This is a genomic window from Deinococcus rhizophilus, from assembly GCF_030271215.1.
In the GTDB taxonomy this organism is placed as follows: Bacteria; Deinococcota; Deinococci; order Deinococcales; family Deinococcaceae; genus Deinococcus; species Deinococcus rhizophilus.
This window is the reverse complement of the sequence record NZ_JASNGB010000285.1, coordinates 1-2,160: the sequence shown is the minus strand read 5'-3', so window position 1 is coordinate 2,160 and position 2,160 is coordinate 1. Positions and strand designations below refer to the sequence as shown.

The 2,160-nt window shown below is 73.0% G+C and carries 2 protein-coding genes; one reads left to right on the top strand and one right to left on the bottom strand.

The window, feature by feature from the left end; genetic code table 11:
• The first annotated feature begins 31 nt into the window (after nt 1-31).
• Nucleotides 32-154: a hypothetical protein gene (locus tag QOL99_RS16620; protein ID WP_326522600.1), complete on the top strand. Its 123-nt coding sequence runs from the start codon at nt 32-34 to the stop codon at nt 152-154.
• Nucleotides 155-160: 6 nt separating this feature from the next.
• Here the strand turns inward: QOL99_RS16620 and QOL99_RS16615 are convergent, their stop codons facing one another.
• On the bottom strand, nt 161-1,939 hold the full coding sequence (locus QOL99_RS16615) for a stalk domain-containing protein (protein WP_285525477.1): 1,779 nt from the start codon (nt 1,937-1,939) through the stop codon (nt 161-163).
• Between the last annotated feature and the right edge of the window lie 221 nt (nt 1,940-2,160).

The window sequence follows — 2,160 nt, the reverse complement described above, 5'->3', positions numbered from 1 at the left end:
GCTGACCGCGGCGGGCCTGCGGGCGCCCCTGATGAGCGGCAGCGGCGCGACCTGCTTCGCCCTCGCCCCGGACGACGACGCGGCGCACGCGGCGTCGGCCCTCCTGCGGGCGCGGCATCCGGGGTGGTGGGTGGCGGCCACCCGGACGCTGTAGCGCCGCCTATGGCTGATACGGCTTGAACAGTCCCCCGTACCCGGTCCCGGTTCCCAGTCCATTCGTCTTGTAGAAGATCAGGCTGACGGGCAGGTTGCTCCCGCTGGCGGGCACCAGATCGAGGTCGAGGCGGTCACTCTGGGTGCGCCACAGCAGCACGGGCTGGTCGGGCTCGATGGCGTTGCCCGTGCGCGGCAGCTTGATGGTCTGCCCCACCGGGCCGTCCTGCACGTGCATCGCGCCCCGGTAGAGGCCCCCGCGTGGGCTGAAGGCCACCGCCGTGCCGCCCGCCCCGTAGACCTCCAGGTGGTAGCGCACTCCGTAGTTCCCCAGCAGGCGCTGGGGCTGCCCGGTCAGCTTGTCCACCCCGGTGATCGCGGGGTCGACCTGTCCGTCCCCGATCACCAACCGGGCGGGCAGCGTGGTCAGGTTCACCCGCAGGCCGCGCACCGCGTTCTCGAAGGTGCCGCGCTGGTGCTTGCCGTCGTGGGGGAGGTAGGGAAGCTGCTGGGCCACCTGCGCGGTCGCGGGCAGGCCCTCTTCCAGCATCAGAAAGGTGAGTTCCACCCGCCCCGACGCCACGAGGTCCTGCATCACGTTCACCCCGGTGCCGGGGCTCAGGGTGGGGCTGGCGTACACCGGCACCGTCTCGCCGGGCGGCAGGGTCAGGGTGGGGCCGCCCGTGCTGGCGAAATAGTCCAGCAGGGTGACCTGCCCCAGCAGCGTCTCGATGCGGGTGGGCGCCGTCTCGCCCCGGCGCTCGGTGCGCAGTTCGACCGGGCCGCCCTCCAGGTTGCGGGCCAGGATATGCAGCCGCGCTCCGGCCCTCAGCCCGTTGAGGTGGTACCCCAGCAGCCGCACCCGCCCCGACACGCTGTCCTGATACAGAATGCCGCTCTGGGTCGGTACCTCGGGGCTGTTGCTGAAGATCAGGGGATGGTTCTCGCGGGAAGTGGGCTGGGTGACGGCCAGCGGGTAGGCCCGGAGCTGCGGATCGGGAAAGCGGTCACCCGGCTCGGCGTAGCGCAGCGCGTAGGTCAGCGGGGTGTCCACCGCCTGCCCCTCCACCCGGATGGTCCGCGAGAAGGGCGCACTCTGGAGGCCCCGGCTGTTGGTGACCTGCAGGCTGACCGTGTAGGTGCCGGGCTGAAAGAAGACCTCCTGCCGCCCGGTCCAGCGCCGCGCGGTGAGGTCGGCCCCGTCGGGGTCGAAGGCGTACTCGGTGTAGACCACCCGCTCGCCGGGCGCGTAGGTCGTCTTGTCGGTGGCGAAGCGGGCCTGCGGGGCCAGCGGATTGACCCCCTGCGCCAGCGCCGAGAGGGTCAGGGTGCGCCCGTCCGCCCCCACGCTGAGGTTGGCGTTCAGCCCATCGGCCAGCAGGCGCACCGGCACGTACACGACGCCCCCCACGTCCACCACGCTCCCGGAGGGCTGCGCGGCCCCCGACAGGAACGCCGCCGCCCGCCCTGGGTCCACGTTCAGGCGCCCCACCTGAAGCTGCCCGGCCACCTCGGTCACGGGCTGGCCCAGCAGCGCCGCCGTCTCGCGCAGGGGCACCAGCGTGCGCCCGCCGATCAGCCGGGGCGCGGCGGGAAAGGGGGTCGCCACGCCGTTGACGTAGGCGACCGTCTGGTCGGTGGTGACGGTGAGTTGCGCCGCGCCCTGAGCCGCTGCCTGCGCGTGGGCCAGTGGAGAGACCCCAAGCAGCAGGGCGGTCAGGAGGGCACGCGACCTTCGGCGGCGGTCCAGAAGCACGGTTCGGAGGAGACCTTCTTGGCTGAACATCCGGGCAGTATGGCGGGCCAGGCTGATCGCTGTCTGCGGGCCTGTCTGCTGATCTGTCTGTGGGGCGGGGTGTCTCTACCCGGCGCGGGCGGCGCGGCGGCGGGCGCGGGCCTGCCGCACCTCGGCCCCCACGAAGGCAGCCGTGTTCAGGGCGTAGGTCACCGCCAGCAGACCCAGGAGCACCGCGCGGACGGCGGGGTCGGCCGGGTCCAGCGGCGGGG

What these genes read in the sequence shown, in the direction of transcription:
- QOL99_RS16620 (WP_326522600.1), top strand. Translation starts at nt 32, where the DNA reads ATGAGCGGCAGCGGCGCGACCTGCTTCGCCCTCGCCCCGGACGACGAC.
- QOL99_RS16615 (WP_285525477.1), bottom strand. Translation starts at nt 1,939, where the DNA reads ATGTTCAGCCAAGAAGGTCTCCTCCGAACCGTGCTTCTGGACCGCCGC.